The following is a 23,038-nucleotide window of genomic DNA, read 5'->3' on the forward strand; positions in this document are numbered from 1 at the left end:
CATGCAGGACTCCCTGACTCTACAACCGATTACTCGCGTTGACGGCACGGTAAATTTGCCGGGTTCCAAAAGTGTTTCTAACCGCGCACTTTTGCTGGCTGCACTTGCAAAAGGCACTACGCGCCTGACCAATTTGCTTGATAGCGATGACGTCAAACATATGCTGAACGCGCTACATGCGTTAGGTGTCCAATTCACCCTCTCAGCCGATCGCACGGTGTGTGAAGTTGTAGGTAAGGCTGGACCTTTGCACGCAGAAAAATCGCTCGAGCTATTTCTCGGTAATGCAGGAACGGCAATGCGCCCATTGGCGGCTGCGCTGTGTTTGGGCCAGCAATCGGTAGTGTTGACTGGCGAACCGCGTATGAAAGAACGCCCGATTGGCCACCTGGTTGACGCACTGCGTCAGGGTGGGGCGAATATCGATTATCTGGAGCAGACCGACTATCCACCCGTGCGTCTGAATGGTGGATTTGTGGGCGGTGAAGTTAGCGTAGATGGCAGTGTTTCCAGCCAGTTCCTAACCGCATTGCTGATGACTGCACCGCTGGCAGAGCAAGATACTATTATCTCCATCAAAGGCGATTTGGTTTCCAAGCCCTATATCGACATCACGCTGCACCTGATGCGTAGTTTCGGCGTAGATGTTGATAACCAAAACTATCAGCGATTTGTCGTTCAGGGACAGCAGCAGTACCTGTCGCCGGGTGAATACCTTGTGGAAGGTGATGCGTCTTCAGCCTCATATTTTCTCGCTGCGGCAGCCATTAAAGGTGGTACGGTGCGCGTGACGGGCATTGGTCGCAACAGCGTTCAAGGTGACATCCGTTTTGCAGATGTACTTGAAAAAATGGGCGCAGTGATTGAATGGGGAGATGACTACATCTCTTGCACACGTGGTTCACTTAACGCAATCGACATGGATATGAACCATATTCCCGATGCGGCGATGACTATTGCCACGACCGCTTTGTTCGCTCAAGGCACCACCCTGATGCGTAACATTTATAACTGGCGCGTGAAAGAGACCGATCGTCTGGCTGCCATGGCTACTGAATTGCGTAAAGTCGGCGCTGAAGTGGAAGAGGGACACGATTTTATTCGCGTTACACCACCTGAACAGCTGCAGCATGCGGACATCGGTACGTATAACGATCACCGGATGGCAATGTGTTTCGCTCTTGTCGCGCTTTCCGATACGCCGGTAACGATCCTTGATCCCGGCTGTACGGCGAAAACCTTCCCGGACTATTTCCAGCAGCTGGCGAAAATTAGCCACGCTTCTTAATGACCCAGCCCGGTGCATCATACCGGGCTTCTTTGTTCTCACCTGGCCTTATCAGGGCGGAAATTTCTCTGAATCTGTCTATATTTCTAGCGCTGTCTAAGCTAAAGGGTAACGAACCTCTCGCAGGCAGCGTATAATGCCGCGCAATCCAAGGCGGCCAAGAAGGCTGACAATAAGCACGCAGCAACAGGAGAGAACAATGACGGCAATCGCCCCGGTTATTACCATCGATGGGCCAAGTGGCGCGGGTAAAGGGACATTATGTAAAGCGATGGCGGAGTCGTTGCAGTGGCACTTGCTGGATTCAGGCGCCATTTATCGCGTTTTGGCGCTGGCTGCCCTTCACCATCAGGTTGATATCGAATCTGAAGAAGCATTGGTGCCGATGGCTGCGCACCTCGACGTGCGTTTTTTATCGGTAGAGGGTGAAATGCAGGTTGTGTTGGAAGGTGAAGATGTCACTGGTGAAATACGTACGCAAGAAGTGAGTAATACCGCATCGCGGGTTGCCGCTTTTCCACGTGTACGTGAAGCGCTTTTGCGCCGCCAACGAGCCTTCCGCGAAGAGCCCGGTTTAATCGCCGATGGAAGAGACATGGGCACGGTGGTTTTCCCTGATGCTCCAGTGAAAATCTTCCTCGACGCCAGCTCGGAAGAGCGCGCGCACCGCCGTATGCTACAGTTGCAGGAGAAGGGCTTTAATGTTAACTTTGATCGCCTTTTATCCGAGATAAAGGAACGTGATGACCGCGATCGTAGTCGCGCAATCGCGCCTTTAGTGCCTGCCACAGATGCCTTGGTACTGGATTCAACCAGTATGTCTATCGAGCAAGTGATTGAAAAGGCACTTGATTATGCCAAAAGTAAATTAGGCATTTAATCGTCGGCAAATGAATTGCTGTAACCCTGTACCAAGGACCCGGTGCAGGGCATGTGAAACAACCCCATCCGACAATGAAGTCAGGTGGACGTTAAATTGAAGAATCCTAAGATTATCAATATGACTGAATCTTTTGCTCAACTCTTTGAAGAGTCCCTGAAAGAAATCGAAACCCGTCCGGGTTCCATCGTTCGTGGCGTTGTTGTCTCTATCGACAAAGACGTAGTTCTGGTTGATGCGGGTCTGAAATCTGAATCTGCTATTCCTGCAGAGCAGTTCAAGAACGCAGCCGGCGAACTGGAAATCCAGGTGGGCGACGAAGTTGACGTTGCGCTGGACGCAGTAGAAGACGGCTTCGGTGAAACCCTGCTGTCCCGTGAGAAAGCTAAACGTCATGAAGCCTGGATCACGCTGGAAAAAGCTTACGAAGACGCTGAAACCGTTACCGGTGTTATCAACGGCAAAGTTAAAGGTGGCTTCACAGTTGAGCTGAACGGTATTCGTGCGTTCCTGCCAGGTTCACTGGTAGACGTTCGTCCGGTTCGCGACACACTGCACCTGGAAGGCAAAGAGCTTGAATTCAAAGTAATCAAGCTTGATCAGAAACGTAACAACGTCGTGGTTTCACGTCGCGCGGTTATCGAATCTGAGAACAGCGCTGAGCGTGATCAGCTGCTGGAAAACCTGCAGGAAGGCATGGAAGTTAAAGGTATCGTTAAGAACCTCACTGACTACGGTGCATTCGTGGATCTGGGTGGTGTTGACGGCCTGCTGCACATTACCGATATGGCTTGGAAACGCGTTAAGCATCCGAGCGAAATCGTCAACGTGGGCGACGAAATCACTGTTAAAGTGCTGAAGTTCGACCGCGAGCGTACCCGCGTATCTCTGGGCCTGAAACAGCTGGGCGAAGATCCATGGGTAGCTATCGCTAAGCGTTATCCGGAAGGCACCAAGCTGACCGGTCGTGTAACCAATCTGACTGATTACGGCTGCTTCGTTGAAATCGAAGAAGGCGTTGAAGGTCTGGTACACGTTTCAGAAATGGACTGGACCAACAAAAACATCCATCCGTCTAAAGTTGTTAACGTAGGCGACGTGGTTGAAGTAATGGTTCTGGACATCGATGAAGAACGTCGTCGTATCTCCCTGGGTCTGAAGCAGTGCAAATCTAACCCATGGCAGCTGTTCGCAGAGACCCACAACAAAGGCGATCGTGTTGAAGGTAAAATCAAGTCAATCACTGACTTCGGTATCTTCATCGGCCTGGACGGTGGCATCGACGGTCTGGTTCACCTGTCTGACATCTCCTGGAACGCGACTGGCGAAGAAGCCGTTCGTGAGTACAAAAAAGGCGACGAAATCGCTGCCGTTGTACTGCAGGTTGATGCAGAGCGCGAGCGCATCTCTCTGGGCGTGAAGCAGTTGGCTGAAGATCCATTCAACAACTACATCACCCTGAACAAGAAAGGCGCTATCGTGACGGGTAAAGTCACTGCAGTTGACGCGAAAGGTGCTACAGTAGAATTAGCTGACGGCGTAGAGGGTTACCTGCGCGCTTCTGAAGCTTCTCTGGACCGCATCGAAGACGCAACTCTGGTTCTGAGTGTTGGTGACGACGTTGAAGCGAAATTCACCGGCGTTGACCGTAAGAACCGCGTTGTAAGCCTGTCTGTTCGTGCTAAAGACCAGGCTGATGAGAAAGAAGCTATCAACACTGTTAACACTAAACAGGATGAAGGCAGCAACTTCTCTAGCGCAATGGCTGAAGCGTTCAAAGCGGCTAAAGGCGAGTAATCGACCTAAAGCACCGGACGATGCAAATCGTCCGGTTTCGGTAAAAGCTGTCATACCTTTCCAAACAAGGATTAACCGGAGGTTACATGACCAAGTCAGAACTGATTGAAAGACTTGCTGGCCAGCACACTCATATTCCGGCGAAAGTCGTTGAGGATGCGGTCAAAGAGATGCTTGAGCACATGGCCACTACGTTGGCACAGGGCGAGCGCATTGAAATCCGGGGATTCGGCAGCTTTTCTTTGCATTACCGTGCACCACGTACCGGGCGTAACCCGAAAACGGGTGATAAAGTGGATTTGGAAGGTAAATACGTTCCCCACTTTAAGCCGGGCAAAGAATTGCGTGACCGTGCGAACATCTACGGCTAAGCCGTTACCGAACGATAAAACGACACTTTCGAGTGTCGTTTTTTTTGACTGTAACCAGGCGTGTGCTTTAGCTCCCAAAATGCTGTTGCAGCAAATGTAATATCTGAAAAACTTCTGAATCCCTCTCTGTAAGCCACTTTTTCACCAAAGCTAAATGTTCGTCTGCGATGCAAACTCTTACTCTTCTCAAGGAGAGTAACAATGCAGATGAGCTGGATAGTGCTGGCCAGAATAATGATAGTGGCAGCGTTGCCATTAGGAGTATTGCCGCATATACCCCAAACCAGCGTAATAATCGCCACCGTGGGATTTGCTGTTCTGCTCGGACTGATGCCGCAGCAATGGTTACGTCTGGCCGGCGTTGGCTTATTAATGCTGGCTTGGGCGCTGATGGAAGCCCGGCATATTATCAATACCATCGAGTATTTGGCTGCTGCCCCTGTAGACGCAACAGTACGTATCACCGACGTTCGCGAAGAAAAGCAGCAGTTAACCGTACAAATCATGCGTGTCGGCGAGCGTTATCAGTTTCCGCCAATATATGCCTCACTTAACTATGTCGCGGCGGAACAACCATTCTGCGCCGGTCAACGCTGGCAGATGAAGCTGCGATTACGTGCTATTCACGGCAGGCTAAACGAAGGCGAGTTCGATATTCAGCGCTTTGCATTATCCAACCATATACCGCTGCAAGGTCGAATTATCAGCCAGCGGCCAGAATCGCTAACTTGTAGTTGGCGAACGCGCTTAATCAATTATCACTTGCCTGCTTTTTCTGCATTACAGCAACCTGCAATTGTGCAGGCCCTCGCGTTTGGTATACGTGACAATATGACCGATGAGCAGCGACGGCTGCTGCGTGAAACCGGAACGGCTCATTTGATGGCAATCTCTGGCATGCATATCGCGCTTGCGGCTAGCGTGGGGTGGCTGTTGGCGCGTGTCATACAGGGGATCCTACCGGCACATTTAATGAGCTATTTGTTTCCGCTAGCAGTCAGCGCTTTTACCGCAGTAACTTATGGCTGGATCTCCGGCAACCATGCCCCGGCACAGCGCGCGTTGCTAGCCCTCATGCTCTGGATAGCAATCCGTGCTGCCGGTTGGCAAATGAGTGGATGGCAAGTTTGGACGCTCTGCATTGCGGGATTACTGTGGCTTGATCCGCTAACCGTGTTATCAGAAAGCTTTTGGTTATCGGCACTTGCGGTGGCAATGTTGATTGCATGGTATCAGTGGTTTGCTTTAGCGCATCATTTTCGCAGTAAGCGACGATGGTTACCTCTGCAACTGCTGCACCTCCAGTTAGGCATGATGATCCTGATGGCACCGTTACAGATTTTTCTGTTCCAGGGAATTAGCCTAAGTGCTCTGATCGCGAATCTTATCGCGGTCCCCGTCGTCTCTTTTATCACGGTGCCATTGATATTGTTGGCCATGCTCTTTCCTTTGCCATCGATTTCGAATGGGTTGTGGCACCTGGCCGATTTTTCGGTAAGTAAAGTGATGCAAGGATTACAGTGGTTACCTGCGGGCTGGTGGGCATGGAGCGATACGTTACCCGCTCTCATGCTGATTTGGGGGGGATTGCTGTTCTGGCGTAGCGGGTTGATTTATCGCAGCATAATGCCTTGTATTAGTTTGACCGTCGTCCTTTTCCTTTGGCGTAGTAATACACAGCGTGATGATTGGCAAATCGACATGATTGATGTAGGCCACGGTTTAGCGATTGCCATTACGCAGGGTGATGACGTGATGCTGTATGACACTGGCCCCGGTTGGAAGCAGGATGATGCGGGGGCGCGCGTTATTCTGCCGTGGCTGCACTATCACGGCCGCAAGCTGCATTCACTGATATTAAGCCACAAGCATCTGGATCACCGCGGTGGACTACACTCACTCGTTAGCGCTAATCCGAGCATAGAAATTCGTAGCGCCTTGTCAGAAGCGGGGCATATGCCTTGCCATCGCGGGCAGCAATGGCAATGGGGTAAATTGCAATTCACCGCCATATGGCCGCTAGTTAATCAAACGGAAGGGCAAAATAATGATTCATGCGTGGTACGCGTCGACGATGGACGAGTGAGTCTTTTACTCACGGGAGATATTGAGTTAGAAGCGGAGAGAAAAATTGTCGCGCTGGAAAAAGAGTCGCTGAAAGCGACGTTGTTACAGGTTCCTCATCATGGCAGTCGCACATCTTCGGGACCATTACTGTTACGTAATGTTGCAGGGCAGGCGGCATTTGCTTCGGTGGCACGTTATAACGCCTGGCGTATGCCGGCACAAGCCGTAGTCCAGCGCTATCTTCAGCAGGGTTACATGTGGTTTGACACCGCTCAATCTGGGCAGATTCATATCAGTGTCAGGCAGGGGCATTGGCAAATTAAGGGGTTAAGAGAACAAATAAAGCCTCGTTGGTATCATCAGTGGTTTGGCGTCAAACGTGATTCCAGGTAGAATGAGCGGCTATTTCAAACAGCGTGAATAAATAATGCATCAAGATAAAGATCTCTCAACGTGGCAGACATTCCGCCGACTCTGGCCGATGATTGCGCCCCACAAGGCTGGCCTCTATGTGTCAGCAGTGGCGCTGATACTCAATGCGGCAGGCGACACCCTGATGCTCTCTCTGTTGAAACCTTTACTGGATGACGGCTTCGGTAAAGCTGACAGATCCGTAATGCTGTGGATGCCGCTGGTGGTGATCGGCCTGATGTTGGTCCGTGGCGTAACCAGCTATATCTCAAGCTACTGCATATCCTGGGTTTCCGGCAATGTGGTAATGAACATGCGCCGTCGTTTATTCGGCCATATGATGGGCATGCCGGTAACATTTTTTGACCAGCAATCAACGGGTACCTTGCTGTCACGCATTACCTATGATTCTGAACAGGTTGCCTCATCTTCTTCGAGCGCACTGGTCACGGTCGTGCGTGAAGGTGCTTCGATCATCGGCCTGTTCATCATGATGTTTTACTACAGTTGGCAACTTTCACTGATTCTCATCGTGTTAGCTCCAATTGTCTCCTTTGCGATTCGTACTGTTTCCAAACGCTTCCGCAGCATCAGCAAAAATATGCAGAACACGATGGGACAAGTCACCACCAGTGCCGAGCAAATGCTGAAAGGTCATAAAGAAGTATTGATCTTTGGTGGCCAGGAAGTGGAAGCCAACCGTTTTTCTCAGGTGAGCAATAAAATGCGTCAGCAGGGCATGAAACTGGTGTCTGCATCTTCTATCTCTGACCCTGTTATTCAGCTGATTGCATCGCTGGCGCTTGCTTTCGTGTTATATGCAGCAAGCTTCCCAAGCGTAATGGATACGCTCACCGCCGGTACCATTACCGTGGTGTTTTCTTCCATGATTGCGCTGATGCGACCGCTTAAGTCGTTAACCAACGTAAACGCGCAGTTCCAGCGCGGTATGGCAGCTTGTCAGACCCTGTTCTCGATTCTCGACAGCGAACAGGAAATTGACGAAGGTAAACGTGAAATAGAACGTGCTCATGGTGATGTTGAATTCCGGAATGTGACCTTTACTTATCCAGGGCGTGAAATCCCCGCGCTGCGCGATATTAATCTGTCGCTGCCTGCTGGCAAAACAGTGGCGCTGGTGGGCCGTTCAGGTTCTGGTAAATCCACTATGGCCAGTTTGCTGACGCGTTTTTATGATATTGATAGCGGTGAAATTCTGCTTGATGGTCACGATCTGCGTGAATATACGCTGCGCTCATTGCGTAATCAGGTGGCTCTGGTTTCTCAGAATGTGCATCTTTTCAACGATACCATTGCCAACAACATCGCCTATGCCCGCAACGGTCAGTACACCCGTGAACAGATTGAACAGGCCGCAACCATGGCACATGCCATGGACTTCATCAAAAAGATGGATAATGGTCTGGATACAGTGATCGGTGAAAATGGTGTGCTGCTCTCAGGGGGACAGCGCCAGCGTATTGCCATTGCCCGTGCATTGCTGCGTGACTGCCCAATTTTGATTCTTGATGAGGCAACCTCCGCGCTCGATACCGAATCAGAACGTGCGATTCAGGCCGCGCTGGATGAGCTGCAAAAAAATCGTACCTCGCTTGTTATTGCGCATCGCCTGTCGACCATTGAAAAAGCCGATGAAATCGTCGTTGTGGAAGATGGTCGCATCGTGGAACGCGGCACGCACAGTGTGCTGTTAGAACAGAAGGGCGCGTATGCGCAACTTCACAAGCTGCAGTTCGGTCAATGATTGAACGCATCTGGAGCGGGCGCTCACCGTTATGGCTGCTGCTCTGGCCGTTGAGTGTATTGTATGGGGCGATCACCTGGCTGATTCGCCTCAGCTTTCAACGCGGCTGGCGTAAAAGCTGGCGTGCGCCATGCCCCGTTGTGGTAGTCGGTAATCTTACCGCGGGTGGTAATGGTAAAACACCGGTGGTGATCTGGCTGGTGCAGGCATTACAACAACGCGGGTTACGCGCTGGCGTAGTGTCGCGTGGTTACGGTGGTAAGGCAGATCGTTATCCACTACTGGTAACGGGGGAGACCTCTACGGCATTAGCCGGGGATGAACCGGTATTGATCGCGCAGCGTACTCAGGCGCCAGTTGCCGTTGCCCCCCAGCGTCGGCTGGCTGTGGAAGGCTTGCTTGCTGTACACGATCTGGACGTCATCATTACCGATGATGGCCTGCAGCACTATGCATTGCAGCGCGATCGCGAAATTGTGGTGGTGGATGGTATGCGCCGCTTTGGTAATGGCTGGTGGTTACCGGCTGGGCCAATGCGAGAGCGCGCCTCTCGGCTGAGGGAAGTTAATGCGGTGATCGTTAACGGTGGGGAGGCGCAAGGCGACGAAATCGCTATGACATTGCAGCCGGGTCAGGCAATAAATCTCATGAGTGGTGCCACCGCATCGCTGGACCAATTACCTGAAATCGTGGCAATGGCTGGCATTGGACATCCTCCTCGCTTCTTCAATACGCTCAAACAGCAAGGCATCAAGGCGGTAGCAGAAATCGCCTTTGCCGACCATCACGCATACAGCGAAGACGAATTATCCCGGCTGACAGATGCTAAACAATGCCTGCTCATGACGGAAAAAGATGCGGTGAAATGCCGTCAGTTTGCCCAACCTAATTGGTGGTACCTGCCAGTAGATGCTCATTTGCAAGGTGCAACCGTTTCAACCTTGTTAGACGATATCGTCCAACTCTGTTCGATGGCGCGCTACGCCCGCTCGCACTAACCTTCGCAAGGGGAAAAGAGTTATGAACCTCACTGCTTCCCTGTCACTACAAACCGCTCGCCATTTGCACCTAGCTGCCCAGGGACTGTTACGCCCTTTGGGCCGGCGCGCACGTTTCACCGATATTCACGCTACCGTGCGCCAGATGTCCTTGCTGCAAATTGACACAATAAATGTTGTGGCGCGTAGCCCTTATCTGGTGCTGTATAGCCGTCTTGGCGCTTATCCTGCCCATTGGCTGGAGGAGGCGCTGGCAGCCGGTGAGTTGTTTGAGTATTGGGCGCATGAAGCCTGCTTTATCCCCTTCGAAGATTACCCCTTGCTTCGCCATCGTATGTTGCAACCGCAGCAACTTGGCTGGAAGTACAGCGCGCAATGGGTAGATGAACATCAGCAGGAAATTGCTGAGCTACTGGCGCACATTGCAGCTAATGGTCCGGTACGCGCCGCCGACTTTAGCCATGATAAACAAACCAAACCCGGCTGGTGGGCGTGGAAGCCTCACAAACGGCATTTAGAAAACTTATTTAGCGCCGGTGAGTTGATGGTGGTGGAGCGACGCAATTTCCAGCGGGTTTACGATCTGCATAGCCGCGTGATGCCAGACTGGGTTGATGAACAGCATGCCTTAAGCGAAGAGGAAGCGGTAATACAGATGTTGCATCACAGCGCGCGCAGTCTTGGCATTTTTCGCGTCAGTTGGTTAGCGGATTATTATCGTCTTAAACGTGCGCCGCTAAAAACGTGGCTGGCGGAAACTGCAGCGCGTGGAGAGATAGTTCGCGTTGAGGTGGAGCAGCTCGGGGAAATGTGGCTGCACCAAACACTGCTTCCGTTGCTGGAAAAGCCGCTGTCGGCAACGCATACCGTCCTGCTCTCGCCGTTTGATCCGGTGGTTTGGGATCGGCGGCGCGCGCTAGAACTGTTTAATTTTGATTACCGTATTGAGTGTTACACGCCCGCAGAGAAGCGCAAGTATGGCTATTTTGTCTTGCCGGTATTGCATCGCGGGGCACTAAAGGCTCGCATTGATGCCAAAATGGAGCGCCAGGCACAGCAGCTGGTCATTCGCGCATTCTGGCTGGAGCCGGGTGTGCGCCTGAGCAACACCTTTCTTAATGACGTAAAGAAGGCCATTAATCGCTTTGCTCAGTGGCAAGGTGCTACAGAAGTGATTATCGAAAATGCGCCTGCTGAATTGCTGGCAGCGTGGTCAAGCCGCTGGTTGATTGGATGCTGAAGCCGTTGTGATACGGGCGTCGGTACGCCCATTTCGCGCACGCTATTATGATATGCTAATCGTCTGAATCGGTCCTGAAGGAGAAGATAATGGATCATCGTTTACTCGAAATCGTTGCCTGCCCGGTTTGCAACGGAAAACTGTATTTCAACAAAGAGCAGCAAGAGCTGATCTGTAAACCTGATGGCCTGGCTTTCCCGGTACGTGACGGGATTCCGGTACTGCTCGAAGTAGAAGCTCGTACGCTCTCTGTTGAAGAGATCCATCCATGAGTTTTGTTGCCATTATTCCGGCGCGTTTCGCCTCAACACGCCTGCCGGGTAAACCGCTGGTGGATATTCAGGGCAAACCCATGGTGCTGCACGTAATGGAACGCGCCCGTGAATCGGGAGCCGATCGGGTGATTGTCGCGACCGATCATCCTGATGTGGCTGCGGTCGTAACGGCAGCGGGTGGCGAAGTGTGCATGACGCGCGTGGATCATCAATCGGGTACCGAACGTCTGGCCGAAGTCGTTGAGAAGTATCAGTTTGCTGACGATACCATTATCGTCAATGTTCAGGGCGACGAGCCAATGATCCCGGCGGAAATAGTACGCCAGGTGGCCACCAATTTGGCACAGTCCGAGGCGGGCATGGCAACGCTGGCGGTACCGATTATCGATGCGGAAGAGGCATTCAATCCTAACGCCGTTAAGGTCGTCATGGATGCTAAAGGTTACGCGCTGTACTTCTCGCGAGCCACCATTCCATGGGATCGTGAACGTTATGCCCGTTCGCGTGAGCAGATTGGCGACACGCTGCTACGGCACATTGGTATTTACGCCTATCGCGCCGGTTTTATTCGTCGCTATATAGCATGGGAACCTTGTCCGCTAGAGCACATTGAGCTACTCGAACAGCTGCGGGTGCTATGGTACGGTGAGAAAATTCACGTCGCGGTGGCAAAAGCCATACCCAGTGTTGGGGTGGATACGCCGGAAGACCTTGAGCGGGTTCGCCTCGCGATGCAAGGTTAATCTCCGACCGGCCAGCGGCTCTCGCTGGCCTTAAAGTTTGATCTGGCGCTAAGTTTCTCGCCACCATCACCTCCAGCATATTCTAGCCTTTTGACTTCGGAGGATATCGCATGGAACAGCTCCGTTCAGAACTGGCGCTGGTGCTGGGTGAAAGCATCAGCCGCCTCGAAACTATTAGCGAGCAGGCGCATACGCGGCTGTACGCGCTTTACGATAACGCCGGCAAGCCGATGCCGCTGGTGGCGAAGTATTTTCGTCATCAGGGACGCGCCGCGCTGGAAGCGAAGAAACTCACGATGCTGGGCCATGATGGCTTGATCGCCGTGCCTGCGGTATTTGGATTGGTGCTTAGCCAGCAAAAACCCGCGCATGAGATGCTGCTAATGGCGCGTTTTAATGGCGTATCGGCGGAAGCCCCAACGCGCAACGCCGCGCGCTGGGAGCAATTATGCGAACAAATTGTGGAAGGCGTGCTGGCATGGCACCGCATCGACAGTCAGGGTTTAGTCGGCAACGTCGACAGCGTACAAGAAAATACCTGGCCCGCATGGTATCGCCAGCGAGTTGATGTGCTGTGGTCGACGCTAGGATATCTGACGCCGCCCTTTTTCACGCTGGAAGATCGGCAGATTTTGTTCCGCAGTCGCCAACTATTGCCGCGCTTTTTTAATGGATTCGACGATCCGTGCGTGTTAATTCACGGCAACCTTCGCCTCGCCAGCATGTTAAAAGATGCACATAGCGATCAGCTGATTGCGATGATGCAGCCTGGCAATATTCTCTGGGCTCCGCGCGAATATGAGCTGATGCGGCTGGCGGATAGCGGAGCCGAAGCGTCATTATTGCAACACTATTTACAGCGTGCGCCTGTTGCAGAAGGGTTTATCTGGCGCCGCTGGTTATATCAGCTGTGGGATTGCGTCGACACGCTGGTGAGTAGCGGACAGTTTGACCGTCCGCGCTTCGATCACGCGCGCACGCAATTACTCCCCTGGTTGGGTTGAGCTGAGCTCGTCACCGCGCAGTTTCTGCCAGATTTGCCCCAGCGATTCATAGATCGCGCGCTCACTGTGGCCAAGCCACAATGGCGACGGGATTGCGCGTTCCCACCAGTTCAATGGCGAGGTTACCGCCAGTTGATTAGCCGGTGCTGCGAGCGGATTCATGCCGGCGCTTTGGAAGAACTGCATTGCGCGTGGCAAATGATTGGCAGAGGTCACGAGCAGAAAGGGATGTTCGCCAATGGTTTGTTTCACCGCCCGCGCTTCCCCAAGGGTATCTCGGGGCTGATCCAGTTGGATTATCGCGCTGCGCGGCACGCCAAGACTTTCTGCCACTTCAGCAGCAACGCTGGCGCTGCTGCGTGGATTCTCTCCTGCGGCCGCACCTGTAAAGATCATTTTTGCCTGCGGATAGCGTCGCCACTGGCGAACACCTTCGGCCACGCGCGGCAGGCTATTGCTGATTAAGTTGGAACTCGGCGCCCAATTCGGATTGAAGGTGTAGCCGCCACCCAGCACCACGATATAATCAACCGGCTCATGACCGTTCCAGGTCGCATAGTGCGTTTCCAGCGGCGACAGCAGGCGATCGGCCACCGGTTGCAGGCTCAGCAGCAACAGCAGCAGCCAGCTGCAAGAGATGAAGATTTTACCGCTTTTTTGCCAGCGGCTGAACCAGAGCAGCAAAAGTCCCGCTGCCATCAGTAATAACAGCAGCGGCAAGGGTAGCAACATCCCACCAATGACTTTTTTTAATGCGAAAAACATTGAATATTGCTCCTTTTGTCCGAAAAAACAGCAGCCAGACAGTTACTGCGGCATGAAAGGTTCATTCTTGATGAGCCTGTGACAAAATAGCACAAGTTGAATGCAGCAAAGCGGAGCCATCATCATGCAGGATCGTAACTTTGACGATCTGGCGGACAAATTCTCACAGAACATTTATGGCACGCGCAAAGGCCAGGTACGGCAGGCGATTGTTTGGGACGAGCTGGAAGCTCTGCTGCCAACGTTGCCCGCCGGGCCGCTTTCGGTGCTGGATGCCGGTGGGGGCGTTGGACAAATCTCCAGCGGCTTAGCCGCGCGCGGTCATCAGGTGCTGCTGTGCGATCTCTCTGCCGAGATGTTGAAGCTGGCGGAAGCCCATGCGCATAACGCGGGTGTGAGCCACAACATGCAATTCAAACAAATTAGCGCCCAGCAGGTGGGCGAACATTTGGATACGCAGGTTGATCTGGTATTGTTTCACGCGGTGTTGGAATGGGTCGCGCAGCCAGAAGAGGTGCTGCAGGCGTTATGGCATACGTTAAAGCCCGGCGGCGTGCTGTCTCTGATGTTTTATAACGCACACGGCTTAACCTTCCGCACCCTGACACTCGGCAATTTCGGCTATATGCGCGCCAATATGAGCAAACGCAAAAAGCGTACTTTGTCGCCGGATTTCCCACGCGATCCTGATGATGTGACGCGCTGGCTAACACACTGCGGATTTGAAATTGAACGACGTGCGGGCATTCGCGTCTTCTGCGATTACATGAAGCCGCAACCTGGCGAAGGGAAGAGCGTTGAGGAAATCATTGAGATGGAACGGCGTTTCTGTCGCCAGGAGCCCTTTTTAAGTTTAGGGCGCTATATCCACGTGACCGCGCGCAAACCCAGCTAGAAGGATCAACTATGAGCGAATTTTCCCAGACGGTCCCCGAATTGGTGGCATGGGCGCGCAAGAACGACTTTTCGCTTGCGTTGCCGGTAGAACGTCTGGCCTTTTTGCTGGCTATCGCCACCTTAAACGGTGAGCGCATGGACGGCGAAATGAGTGAAGGCGAGCTGATTGACGCGTTTCGTCACGTTAGCAAGGCTTTCGAGCAAACCCACGAAACCGTGCAGGTGCGTGCTAACAACGCCATCAATGACATGGTGCGTCAGCGCTTGCTCAACCGCTTTACCAGCGAGTTGACGGAAGGGCACGCTATCTATCGCCTGACGCCGCTGGCCATTGGCATTACCGACTATTACATTCGTCAGCGTGAGTTCTCTACGCTGCGTCTCTCGATGCAGCTGTCGATCGTGGCGCAGGAGCTGAAACGCGCCGCCGATGCCGCCGAAGAAGATGGCGACGAATTCCACTGGCATCGCAACGTCTTTGCGCCGCTCAAATATTCGGTAGCGGAAATCTTCGATAGCATCGATATGACGCAACGCCTGATGGATGAGCAGCAGCAGGCGGTGAAAACCGATATCGCCGATCTGCTCAACAAAGATTGGCGCGCGGCGATCTCCAGCTGTGAAATGCTGCTGTCAGAAACCTCCGGTACCCTGCGCGAGCTGCAGGATACGCTGGAAGCCGCGGGTGATAAACTGCAGGCCAATCTACTGCGCATTCAGGACGCCACGCTCAGCAGCCCCGATCTCGGCTTTGTCGATAAGCTGGTGTTTGATCTGCAAAACAAGCTGGATCGCATCATCAGTTGGGGTCAGCAGGCTATCGATCTGTGGATCGGCTACGACCGCCACGTACACAAATTTATTCGTACCGCCATCGACATGGATAAAAACCGCGTTTTTGCGCAGCGTTTGCGCCTGTCGGTGCAAAACTATTTCGACCAGCCGTGGGCGCTAACTTACGCCAATGCCGATCGTCTTTATGATATGCGCGACGAAGAGATGACGCTGCGTAATGACGAAGTGATGGGCGAGCTGCCGCCGGAAATGGAATATGAAGAGTTTAATGAGATTCGCGAACAGCTGGCCGCGATGATCGAAGAGGCGCTGCAGATCTACAAGCTGGAGCAGAAGCCACTACATCTTGCCACGGTGATGCGCGACTACCTGTCGCAGTATCCACGCGCGCGTCATTTTGATCTGGCGCGTATCGTCATTGATCAAGCAGTACGACTCGGCGTGGCCGAAGCTGATTTAGCAGGTCTGCCCGCGCAATGGCAGGCCATTAATGATTACGGAGCCAAGGTGCAGGCACATGTCATCGACAAATATTGAACAAGTGATGCCAGTTAAACTGGCGTTGGCCCTGGCAAACCCGATTTTCCCGGCGCTTGATAGCCAGTTACGCGCGGGTCGCCACATTGGTATTGAAGAGCTGGATAATCACGCTTTTCTGATGGATTACCAGGAATATCTTGAAGAGTTTTACGCGCGCTACAACGTGGAGCTGATCCGCGCGCCGGAAGGCTTTTTCTACCTGCGTCCGCGTTCTACCACGCTGATTCCACGCTCGGTGCTCTCCGAACTGGACATGATGGTGGGCAAAATTCTTTGTTATCTCTATCTCAGCCCGGAACGATTGGCGAATGAGGGGATTTTTACCCAGCAGGAGCTGTACGACGAACTGCTGTCGCTGGCGGATGAGAGCAAACTGCTCAAGCTGGTAAACCAGCGTTCCACGGGTTCCGATCTTGATCGCGCCAAGCTGCAGGAAAAAATGCGCGCCTCGCTCAGCCGCCTGCGCCGCCTCGGCATGGTGTGGTTTATGGGCAACGACAGCAGCAAATTCCGCATCACCGAATCGGTATTCCGCTTTGGCGCTGACGTGCGCAGCGGTGACGATGCGCGTGAAGCGCAGCTGCGCCTGATTCGTGACGGCGAAGCGATGACGCTGGAAAGTGCGCCAGCTGCGGCAGAAAACGATGAAGCGGATAATGATATTGACGCTGAAAGCGACGCGAGTGATAACGCGGAGGATGAGCAAGCATGATTGAACGCGGTAAATTTCGTTCGCTAACGCTGATTAACTGGAACGGCTTCTTTGCCCGTACCTTTGATCTTGATGAATTGGTGACCACGCTGTCGGGCGGTAACGGTGCCGGCAAATCCACCACCATGGCCGCCTTCGTCACGGCGATGATCCCAGACTTAACGCTGCTGCACTTCCGTAACACCACCGAAGCCGGTGCAACATCGGGTTCTCGCGATAAAGGTCTGCACGGCAAACTGCGTGCCGGCGTCTGCTATTCAGTGCTGGATGTGGTCAACTCCCGCCACCAGCGCGTGATAGTGGGCGTGCGTCTACAACAAGTGGCGGGACGCGATAAAAAAGTCGATATCAAACCGTTCAGTATTCACGGTTTGCCGACCGATTCGCAGCCGACCGATATGCTGACTGAAATCCTTAATAGCCGTCAGGCGCGAGTGTTACCGCTGTCGGAAGTGAAGGAACGCGTTGAAGCGCAGGAAGGCGTGCAATTCAAACAGTACAACTCCGTAACCGACTATCATGCGGTGCTGTTCGAGCTTGGCGTGGTGCCGCGTCGCCTGCGTAACGCTAGCGATCGCAGCAAGTTCTATCGCCTGATCGAAGCCTCACTCTATGGTGGTATCTCTAGCGCTATTACCCGCTCGCTGCGCGACTACCTGCTGCCGGAAAACGGCGGCGTACGCAAAGCCTTCCAGGATATGGAAGCGGCGCTGCGCGAAAACCGCATGACGCTCGAAGCCATTCGCGTCACGCAGTCAGATCGCGATCTGTTTAAGCATCTGATCTCGGAAGCCACCAGCTATGTTTCCGCCGACTATATGCGCCACGCCAACGAGCGACGTATTCATCTCGACGGCGCGCTGCAGCTGCGTAATGAGCTGTTCACCAGTCGCAATCAGCTGATCTCCGAGCAGTATCGCCATATTGAAATGGCGCGAGAACTCTCTGAACACAACGGCGCCGAGAGCGATCTGGAAACCGATTATCAGGGCGCCAGCGATCACCTGAATCTGGTGCAAACCGCGATGCGTCAGCAGGAGAAAATCGAGCGTTACGATGCCGATCTGGAAGAGCTGACTTACCGCCTTGAAGAGCAGAACGAAGTTGTTGCCGAAGCGCGTGACGTGCAGGAAGAGAATGAAGCGCGTGCCGAAGCGGCTGAAATTGAAGTGGATGAGCTGAAAAGCCAGCTCGCCGACTTCCAGCAGGCGCTCGACGTACAGCAAACGCGTGCTATTCAATATCAGCAGGCCTTACAGGCGCTGGAAAAAGCGCGTACGCAGTGCCAGCTGCCTGACCTCAGCATTGATAACGCCGCTGAATGGCAGGAGACTTTCCAGGCGCGTGAAGAGGAAGCCACCGAGCAACTGTTGCGTCTGGAACAAAAACTGAGCGTTGCTGAAGCGGCACACAGCCAGTTTGAACAGGCGTTAGCATTAGTGACCAGCATCGCGGGTGACGTGAGTCGTCAGGATGCGTGGCAGGTAGGGCGCGAATTACTGCGTGACGCGGGCAATCAGCGCCACCATGCCGAACAACTCTCCTCGCTGCGTTTACGCCTCAATGAATTAGAAACGCGTCTGCGCGAGCAGCACGATGCCGAACGTTTACTGGCGGATTTTTGTAAACGTCAGGGACAGCAATACGATGCGGATGCGCTGGAAGGTTTGCAGCGTGAGCTTGAAGCGCAGATTGAACAGCTGAATGAGAGCGTATCGGATGCTGGCGAACGCCGCATGTTAATGCGTCAGGAGCTGGAGCAGCTGCGTGAACGGATTACCGCGCTTACCGCGCGTGCACCGCACTGGCTGGCGGCCCAGGAGATCCTCACCCAACTCAGCGAGCAGACCGGCCAGGAGCTGACCAGCAGCCAGCAAATCACTGAATTTATGCAGCAGCTGCTGGAGCGTGAGCGTGAAACCACCGTTGAGCGCGATGAACTGGCGGCGCGTAAGCGTGAAGTTGAGCAGCAGATTGAACGCCTGAGCCAACCGGGCGGTGCGGAAGACGCGCGCCTGACGCAGCTGGCGGAACGTTTTGGCGGCGTGCTGCTCTCTGAAATTTATGATGATGTCACGCTGGATGACGCGCCTTACTTCTCAGCGTTGTATGGTCCTTCGCGTCACGCCATTGTGGTGCCGGATCTGTCGCTGGTGCGCGAACTGCTCGATGGTTTAGACGAGTGCCCGGAAGATCTCTACCTGATTGAGGGTGATCCGCAGGCGTTTGACGATAGCGTATTCAGCGTTGAAGAGCTGGAAAAAGCGGTGGTCGTCAAAGTGGCGGAGCGGCAATGGCGCTACTCCCGCTTCCCGAAAGTGCCGCTGTTTGGCCGTGCGGCGCGTGAAAATCAGCTGGAACTGCTGAACAATGAACGTGAACAGCTGGCTGAGCGTTATGCCACGCTGTCGTTTGACGTACAGAAAACTCAGCGTCTGCACCAATCCTTCAGCCGCTTTATCGGTAGCCATTTAGCGGTGGCTTTTGATGAAGATCCCGAAGCGCTGATTCGTCAACTCAACAGCCGTCGCGGCGAGTTAGAGCGGGCTTTGGCGCAGCATGAAAACGACAATCAACAGCAGCGCGCGCAGTTTGAGCAGGCAAAAGAGGGCGTCAGCCAGCTGAACCGCCTGTTGCCGCGCGTTAATCTGCTGCTCGACGACACGCTTGGCGACCGTTGTGAAGAGATCCGTGAGCGCGTGGAAGAAGCGCAGGAAGCCGCGCGTTTCCTGCATCAGCATGGCAGCAAACTCAGCAAGCTAGAGCCGCTGATTTCGGTATTGCAGAGCGATCCGCAGCAGCATGATCAGCTGCAGCGTGATTATCAGCAAGCCCAGCAGCAGCAGCGTGAGGCGCGCCAGCAGGCCTTTGCGCTGACAGAAGTGGTGCAGCGTCGGGCGCACTTCAGCTACGAAAGTTCAGCGGGAATGTTAGGCGGTAATACCGATCTCAATGAACAGTTGCGTCAGCGTCTGGAGCAGGCGGAAGGCGAGCGCAGCCGCGCGCGCGAACGTCTGCGCGGACATCAGGCGCAGCTGACGCAGTATTCGCAGGTATTGGCATCGCTGAAAAGTTCTTACGATGCTAAACGCGACATGCTGAAAGAGCTGCAGCAAGAGATGCAGGACATTGGTGTGCATGCAGATGCCAGTGCGGAAGAGCGGGCGCGTATTCGTCGTGATGAGCTGTATACCGCGCTGAGCCACAACCGTGCGCGTCGTAACCAGCTGGAAAAACAGATCACCTTCTGTGAAGCCGAAATGGAGAGTTTGCAGAAGAAACTGCGCAAGCTGGAGCGCGACTATCACCAGATTCGTGAGCAGGTGGTGAGCGCCAAAGCGGGCTGGTGTACGGTGCTGCGCATGGTTAAAGAGAACGGCGTTGAGCGTCGTCTGCATCGTCGTGAACTGGCGTACCTCAGCGGTGATGAGCTGCGATCCATGTCGGATAAGGCGCTCGGTGCACTGCGTCTGGCGGTGGCGGATAACGAACATCTGCGCGATGTGCTGCGTATGTCAGAAGATCCGAAGCGTCCTGAACGCAAGATTCAGTTCTTTATTGCGGTGTATCAGCATCTGCGCGAGCGTATTCGTCAAGACATCATTCGTACCGACGATCCGGTTGAAGCGATTGAGCAGATGGAGATTGAGCTGAATCGTCTGACGGAAGAGCTGACGGCGCGCGAACAGACGCTGGCAATCAGCTCACGCAGCGCGGCGAACATCATTCGTAAAACCATCCAGCGCGAGCAGAACCGTATTCGTCAGCTGAACCAAGGCTTGCAGGCCGTGAGCTTTGGCCAGGTACGCAGCGTGCGTCTCAACGTGAACGTACGTGAAGCGCACTCCACGCTGCTGGATACGCTGTCGGAAGAGCATGAGCAGCATCAGGATCTGTTCACCAGCAATCGCCTCACCTTCTCGGAAGCGCTGGCGAAACTCTATCAACGTCTGAATCCGCAGATCGATATGGGGCAGCGTACGCCGCAGACCATCGGTGAAGAACTGCTCGACTACCGCAACTATCTGGAGATGGAAGTGGAGGTCAACCGTGGTTCGGATGGCTGGCTGCGTGCAGAAAGTGGGGCGCTCTCGACCGGTGAAGCGATCGGTACCGGGATGTCAATTCTGGTGATGGTGGTGCAGAGCTGGGAAGAAGAGTCGCGTCGCCTGCGTGGCAAAGATATTTCACCCTGCCGCCTGCTGTTCCTCGATGAAGCGGCACGCCTTGACGCACGCTCTATCGCCACGCTGTTTGAACTCTGCGAACGACTCGAGATGCAGCTGGTGATTGCTGCACCAGAAAATATCAGTCCTGAGAAAGGCACCACCTATAAGCTGGTGCGTAAGGTATTTAACAACACTGAACATGTGCATGTGGTGGGACTGCGCGGCTTCTCGGCAGATCCTTCGCCGGTGAAACAGGAAAATACGGGAATAGGACTGCAAACCGAAAATACCTAGCGCTGAATCTGGTTAAAAAACGGCACTACGTTTAATCTGTAAGCGGCATTTGCACTCAGAGGCAGATGCCGTTTTTTATTCGTATACTCAATATTAAGAGTGTGGCTGTACATGGCGATTACAGGGCGCCGTGTCTTTGGTGAGAAGGGGGCAGGGATGTTGCTAAACAATAAGATCAAAATGAGTCGTGCTGCAGTAGCACTCGGTTTATCACTGCTGTTGTCGCCGTTAGCAGTAAGCTATGCGGCGATCACCTCAACGTTGCCGAAGTCAACGCACAATACCCTCTCGGTTGCTGCGAGCCAGCAGCAGATCCAGCAGGCGTTTAGCCCAACTGAACAACCTTTCTATTTACCTGGCCTTGCGGGCATTTATGCGGCGCGCGATATGGCGCCGTTATGGCAAGACCAGCAGGCAGTGCAGGTTTTCCAGCAGCAGCTGGCGGAAGTCGCACTTTCCGGTGTACAGCCGCAGTTTACCCGGTGGGTGGAGCGGTTAACGAATCCCAATATTAAAGGCTTAGCGCGCGATATCGTGCTCAGCGATGCCATGCTGGGCTACCTGCAATTTGTAGCGAATGTACCAACGCAGGGTGAAACCTGGCTTTATAGCAATGTGCCCTATAAGTTGACCATGCCAACGCTGGCGGCTATTAACCAATGGCAGAATGCGGTCAATGCCGGTAACAGCCGTACATTTGTCGTTTCACTGCAGCCGCAGCATCCACAATATGCGCCCATGCACAACGCGTTGAAAATGTTACTAACTGATAATCGTCCGTGGCCGCAACTACGCGACAGCGCTACGCTGCGCCCGGGGCAAATCAGTAATGACGTGCCTGCGCTGCGCGAGATTTTGCAACGTACCGGCATGTTAACCGCCAGCCACAGTACGACACCAACGCCGGCGGAAGATGCGGTGCCTACGGCGCCCGTTCCGGTGGGGCAAAGCAATCAGCCGGTGGCGGTCAGTCCGTCTGCCGCAAACTTTGATGATATTGATGCCGGTTCGGCGCTCGCCACAACACCTGAAGTGGCAAATAATGTTGCTGCAGATCCGACAGCATCCGGCCCCAACGTGTATGACACCGCGCTGGTGGAGGGGGTGAAACGCTTCCAGCACTGGCAGGGATTGGCCGATGATGGCGCGATTGGCCCGCGCACACGTGAGTGGCTGAATGTGCCACCACAGATGCGAGCATCGCTACTGGCGCTGAATATCCAGCGCCTGCGACTACTGCCGGATGATATGCATAATGGCATCATGGTGAATATTCCCAACTATTCACTCACCTACTACAACAATGGTGCCACTATTCTGTCGTCACGGGTGATTGTAGGTCGTCCCGATCGTAAAACGCCGCTAATGCGCAGCGCACTGAATAATGTGGTGCTTAACCCGCCGTGGAACGTGCCGACAACGCTGGTGCGTCAGGATATTGTGCCGAAGGTGAAGCAGGATCCCTCTTATCTGTATAAGCATGGCTATACCTTGCTGTCGGGCTGGAGTGCGGACGCCGAGGTGATCGATCCGTCGATGATTGATTGGCACATGGTGTCAGCCGCGAATTTCCCTTACCGCATTCGTCAGGCGCCGGGCGCGACCAATTCGCTGGGACGTTACAAGTTCAATATGCCTAGTTCGGATGCCATTTATCTGCACGATACGCCAAATCATGCGCTGTTCCAGCGTGATATTCGTGCGCTTAGCTCGGGCTGCGTACGCGTTAATAAAGCCTCGGAATTGGCCGACCTTCTGCTGCAGGATGTCGGCTGGAATGATGGTCGTATTTCAGACACGCTGAAACAGGGTGATACTCGCTATGTGCCGATTCGTCATCGCATTCCGGTCAACCTTTACTATTTAACCGCCTGGGTGGCAGATGATGGGCAACCGCAATATCGTACAGATATTTACAATTATGATAATCCTGCCCGTTCAGGCAGTCAGGCACTCAAAAAAGCGGGGCAACTGCTGCTCTAGTGCTTGATTTGGCTGTTTTCTTAGCGGCGTAAACTCTTCAAAAC

17 protein-coding genes are annotated in these 23,038 nt (G+C 53.6%); 16 read left to right on the forward strand and 1 reads right to left on the reverse strand.

Annotated elements, in window-relative coordinates:
* The first annotated feature begins 1 nt into the window (after position 1).
* From aroA to ACIP6T_RS02895, 11 genes are all read left to right on the forward strand, one after another.
* Positions 2-1,288 (forward strand): 3-phosphoshikimate 1-carboxyvinyltransferase, encoded by a 1,287-nt coding sequence (gene aroA / locus ACIP6T_RS02845; RefSeq protein ID WP_097094369.1) that lies wholly within the window; start codon positions 2-4, stop codon positions 1,286-1,288.
* 199 nt (positions 1,289-1,487) lie between these two features.
* Positions 1,488-2,168 (forward strand): (d)CMP kinase, encoded by a 681-nt coding sequence (gene cmk / locus ACIP6T_RS02850; protein ID WP_097094368.1) that lies wholly within the window; start codon positions 1,488-1,490, stop codon positions 2,166-2,168.
* Between the two features lie 120 nt (positions 2,169-2,288).
* Positions 2,289-3,965, forward strand: a complete 1,677-nt coding sequence (gene rpsA, locus ACIP6T_RS02855; RefSeq protein WP_049851017.1) for a 30S ribosomal protein S1 — start codon at positions 2,289-2,291, stop codon at positions 3,963-3,965.
* An 86-nt stretch (positions 3,966-4,051) separates the two neighbouring features.
* Positions 4,052-4,336: an integration host factor subunit beta gene (ihfB, locus tag ACIP6T_RS02860; protein WP_003849360.1), complete on the forward strand. Its 285-nt coding sequence runs from the start codon at positions 4,052-4,054 to the stop codon at positions 4,334-4,336.
* A 201-nt stretch (positions 4,337-4,537) separates the two neighbouring features.
* A complete protein-coding gene (locus tag ACIP6T_RS02865) occupies positions 4,538-6,796 on the forward strand; it encodes a DNA internalization-related competence protein ComEC/Rec2 (protein ID WP_400455265.1) in 2,259 nt (752 codons plus the stop codon).
* Positions 6,797-6,830: 34 nt separating this feature from the next.
* The gene (gene msbA / locus ACIP6T_RS02870; protein ID WP_097094366.1) at positions 6,831-8,579 is read left to right on the forward strand and encodes a lipid A ABC transporter ATP-binding protein/permease MsbA; all 1,749 of its coding nucleotides are present in this window, start codon (positions 6,831-6,833) and stop codon (positions 8,577-8,579) included.
* The gene (gene lpxK, locus ACIP6T_RS02875) at positions 8,576-9,577 is read left to right on the forward strand and encodes a tetraacyldisaccharide 4'-kinase (protein WP_097094365.1); all 1,002 of its coding nucleotides are present in this window, start codon (positions 8,576-8,578) and stop codon (positions 9,575-9,577) included. Before msbA ends, lpxK begins: the two co-directional genes overlap by 4 nt.
* A 22-nt stretch (positions 9,578-9,599) precedes the next feature.
* Positions 9,600-10,817: a winged helix-turn-helix domain-containing protein gene (locus ACIP6T_RS02880; protein ID WP_400455269.1), complete on the forward strand. Its 1,218-nt coding sequence runs from the start codon at positions 9,600-9,602 to the stop codon at positions 10,815-10,817.
* Positions 10,818-10,906: 89 nt separating this feature from the next.
* Positions 10,907-11,089: a Trm112 family protein gene (locus tag ACIP6T_RS02885; RefSeq protein WP_039332435.1), complete on the forward strand. Its 183-nt coding sequence runs from the start codon at positions 10,907-10,909 to the stop codon at positions 11,087-11,089.
* Positions 11,086-11,835, forward strand: coding sequence for a 3-deoxy-manno-octulosonate cytidylyltransferase (gene kdsB, locus ACIP6T_RS02890; RefSeq protein ID WP_097094363.1), 750 nt, complete (start codon positions 11,086-11,088; stop codon positions 11,833-11,835). Before ACIP6T_RS02885 ends, kdsB begins: the two co-directional genes overlap by 4 nt.
* A gap of 110 nt (positions 11,836-11,945) precedes the next feature.
* The gene (locus ACIP6T_RS02895) at positions 11,946-12,839 is read left to right on the forward strand and encodes a YcbJ family phosphotransferase (protein ID WP_400455272.1); all 894 of its coding nucleotides are present in this window, start codon (positions 11,946-11,948) and stop codon (positions 12,837-12,839) included.
* Here the strand turns inward: ACIP6T_RS02895 and elyC are convergent.
* Positions 12,819-13,604, reverse strand: coding sequence for an envelope biogenesis factor ElyC (gene elyC, locus ACIP6T_RS02900; RefSeq protein ID WP_345826965.1), 786 nt, complete (start codon positions 13,602-13,604; stop codon positions 12,819-12,821). The genes ACIP6T_RS02895 and elyC overlap by 21 nt on opposite strands.
* Before the next feature lie 124 nt (positions 13,605-13,728).
* Here elyC and cmoM point away from each other — a divergent pair, with 124 nt between their 5' ends.
* The 5 genes from cmoM to ldtD all read left to right on the forward strand — a co-directional run bounded on the left by cmoM (position 13,729) and on the right by ldtD (position 22,994).
* Positions 13,729-14,499 (forward strand): tRNA uridine 5-oxyacetic acid(34) methyltransferase CmoM, encoded by a 771-nt coding sequence (gene cmoM / locus ACIP6T_RS02905; RefSeq protein ID WP_400455276.1) that lies wholly within the window; start codon positions 13,729-13,731, stop codon positions 14,497-14,499.
* Positions 14,500-14,510: 11 nt separating this feature from the next.
* Complete coding sequence (gene mukF / locus ACIP6T_RS02910) at positions 14,511-15,833, forward strand: chromosome partition protein MukF (RefSeq protein WP_097094360.1); 1,323 nt, start codon at positions 14,511-14,513, stop codon at positions 15,831-15,833.
* Positions 15,814-16,548 (forward strand): chromosome partition protein MukE, encoded by a 735-nt coding sequence (gene mukE, locus ACIP6T_RS02915; RefSeq protein ID WP_097094359.1) that lies wholly within the window; start codon positions 15,814-15,816, stop codon positions 16,546-16,548. The genes mukF and mukE overlap by 20 nt, the downstream gene beginning before the upstream one ends.
* Positions 16,545-21,011 carry a chromosome partition protein MukB gene (gene mukB, locus ACIP6T_RS02920; protein WP_400455279.1) on the forward strand — a complete coding sequence of 1,489 codons (4,467 nt, stop codon included), beginning with the start codon at positions 16,545-16,547 and terminating at the stop codon, positions 21,009-21,011. Before mukE ends, mukB begins: the two co-directional genes overlap by 4 nt.
* 156 nt (positions 21,012-21,167) lie before the next feature.
* Entirely contained in the window at positions 21,168-22,994 is a 1,827-nt protein-coding gene (gene ldtD, locus ACIP6T_RS02925) for a L,D-transpeptidase (protein WP_345826963.1), read from the forward strand.
* The last annotated feature ends 44 nt before the right edge of the window (positions 22,995-23,038 follow it).

This window comes from Pantoea sp. NPDC088449, assembly GCF_044753225.1.
In the GTDB taxonomy this organism is placed as follows: Bacteria; Pseudomonadota; Gammaproteobacteria; order Enterobacterales; family Enterobacteriaceae; genus Pantoea; species Pantoea floridensis.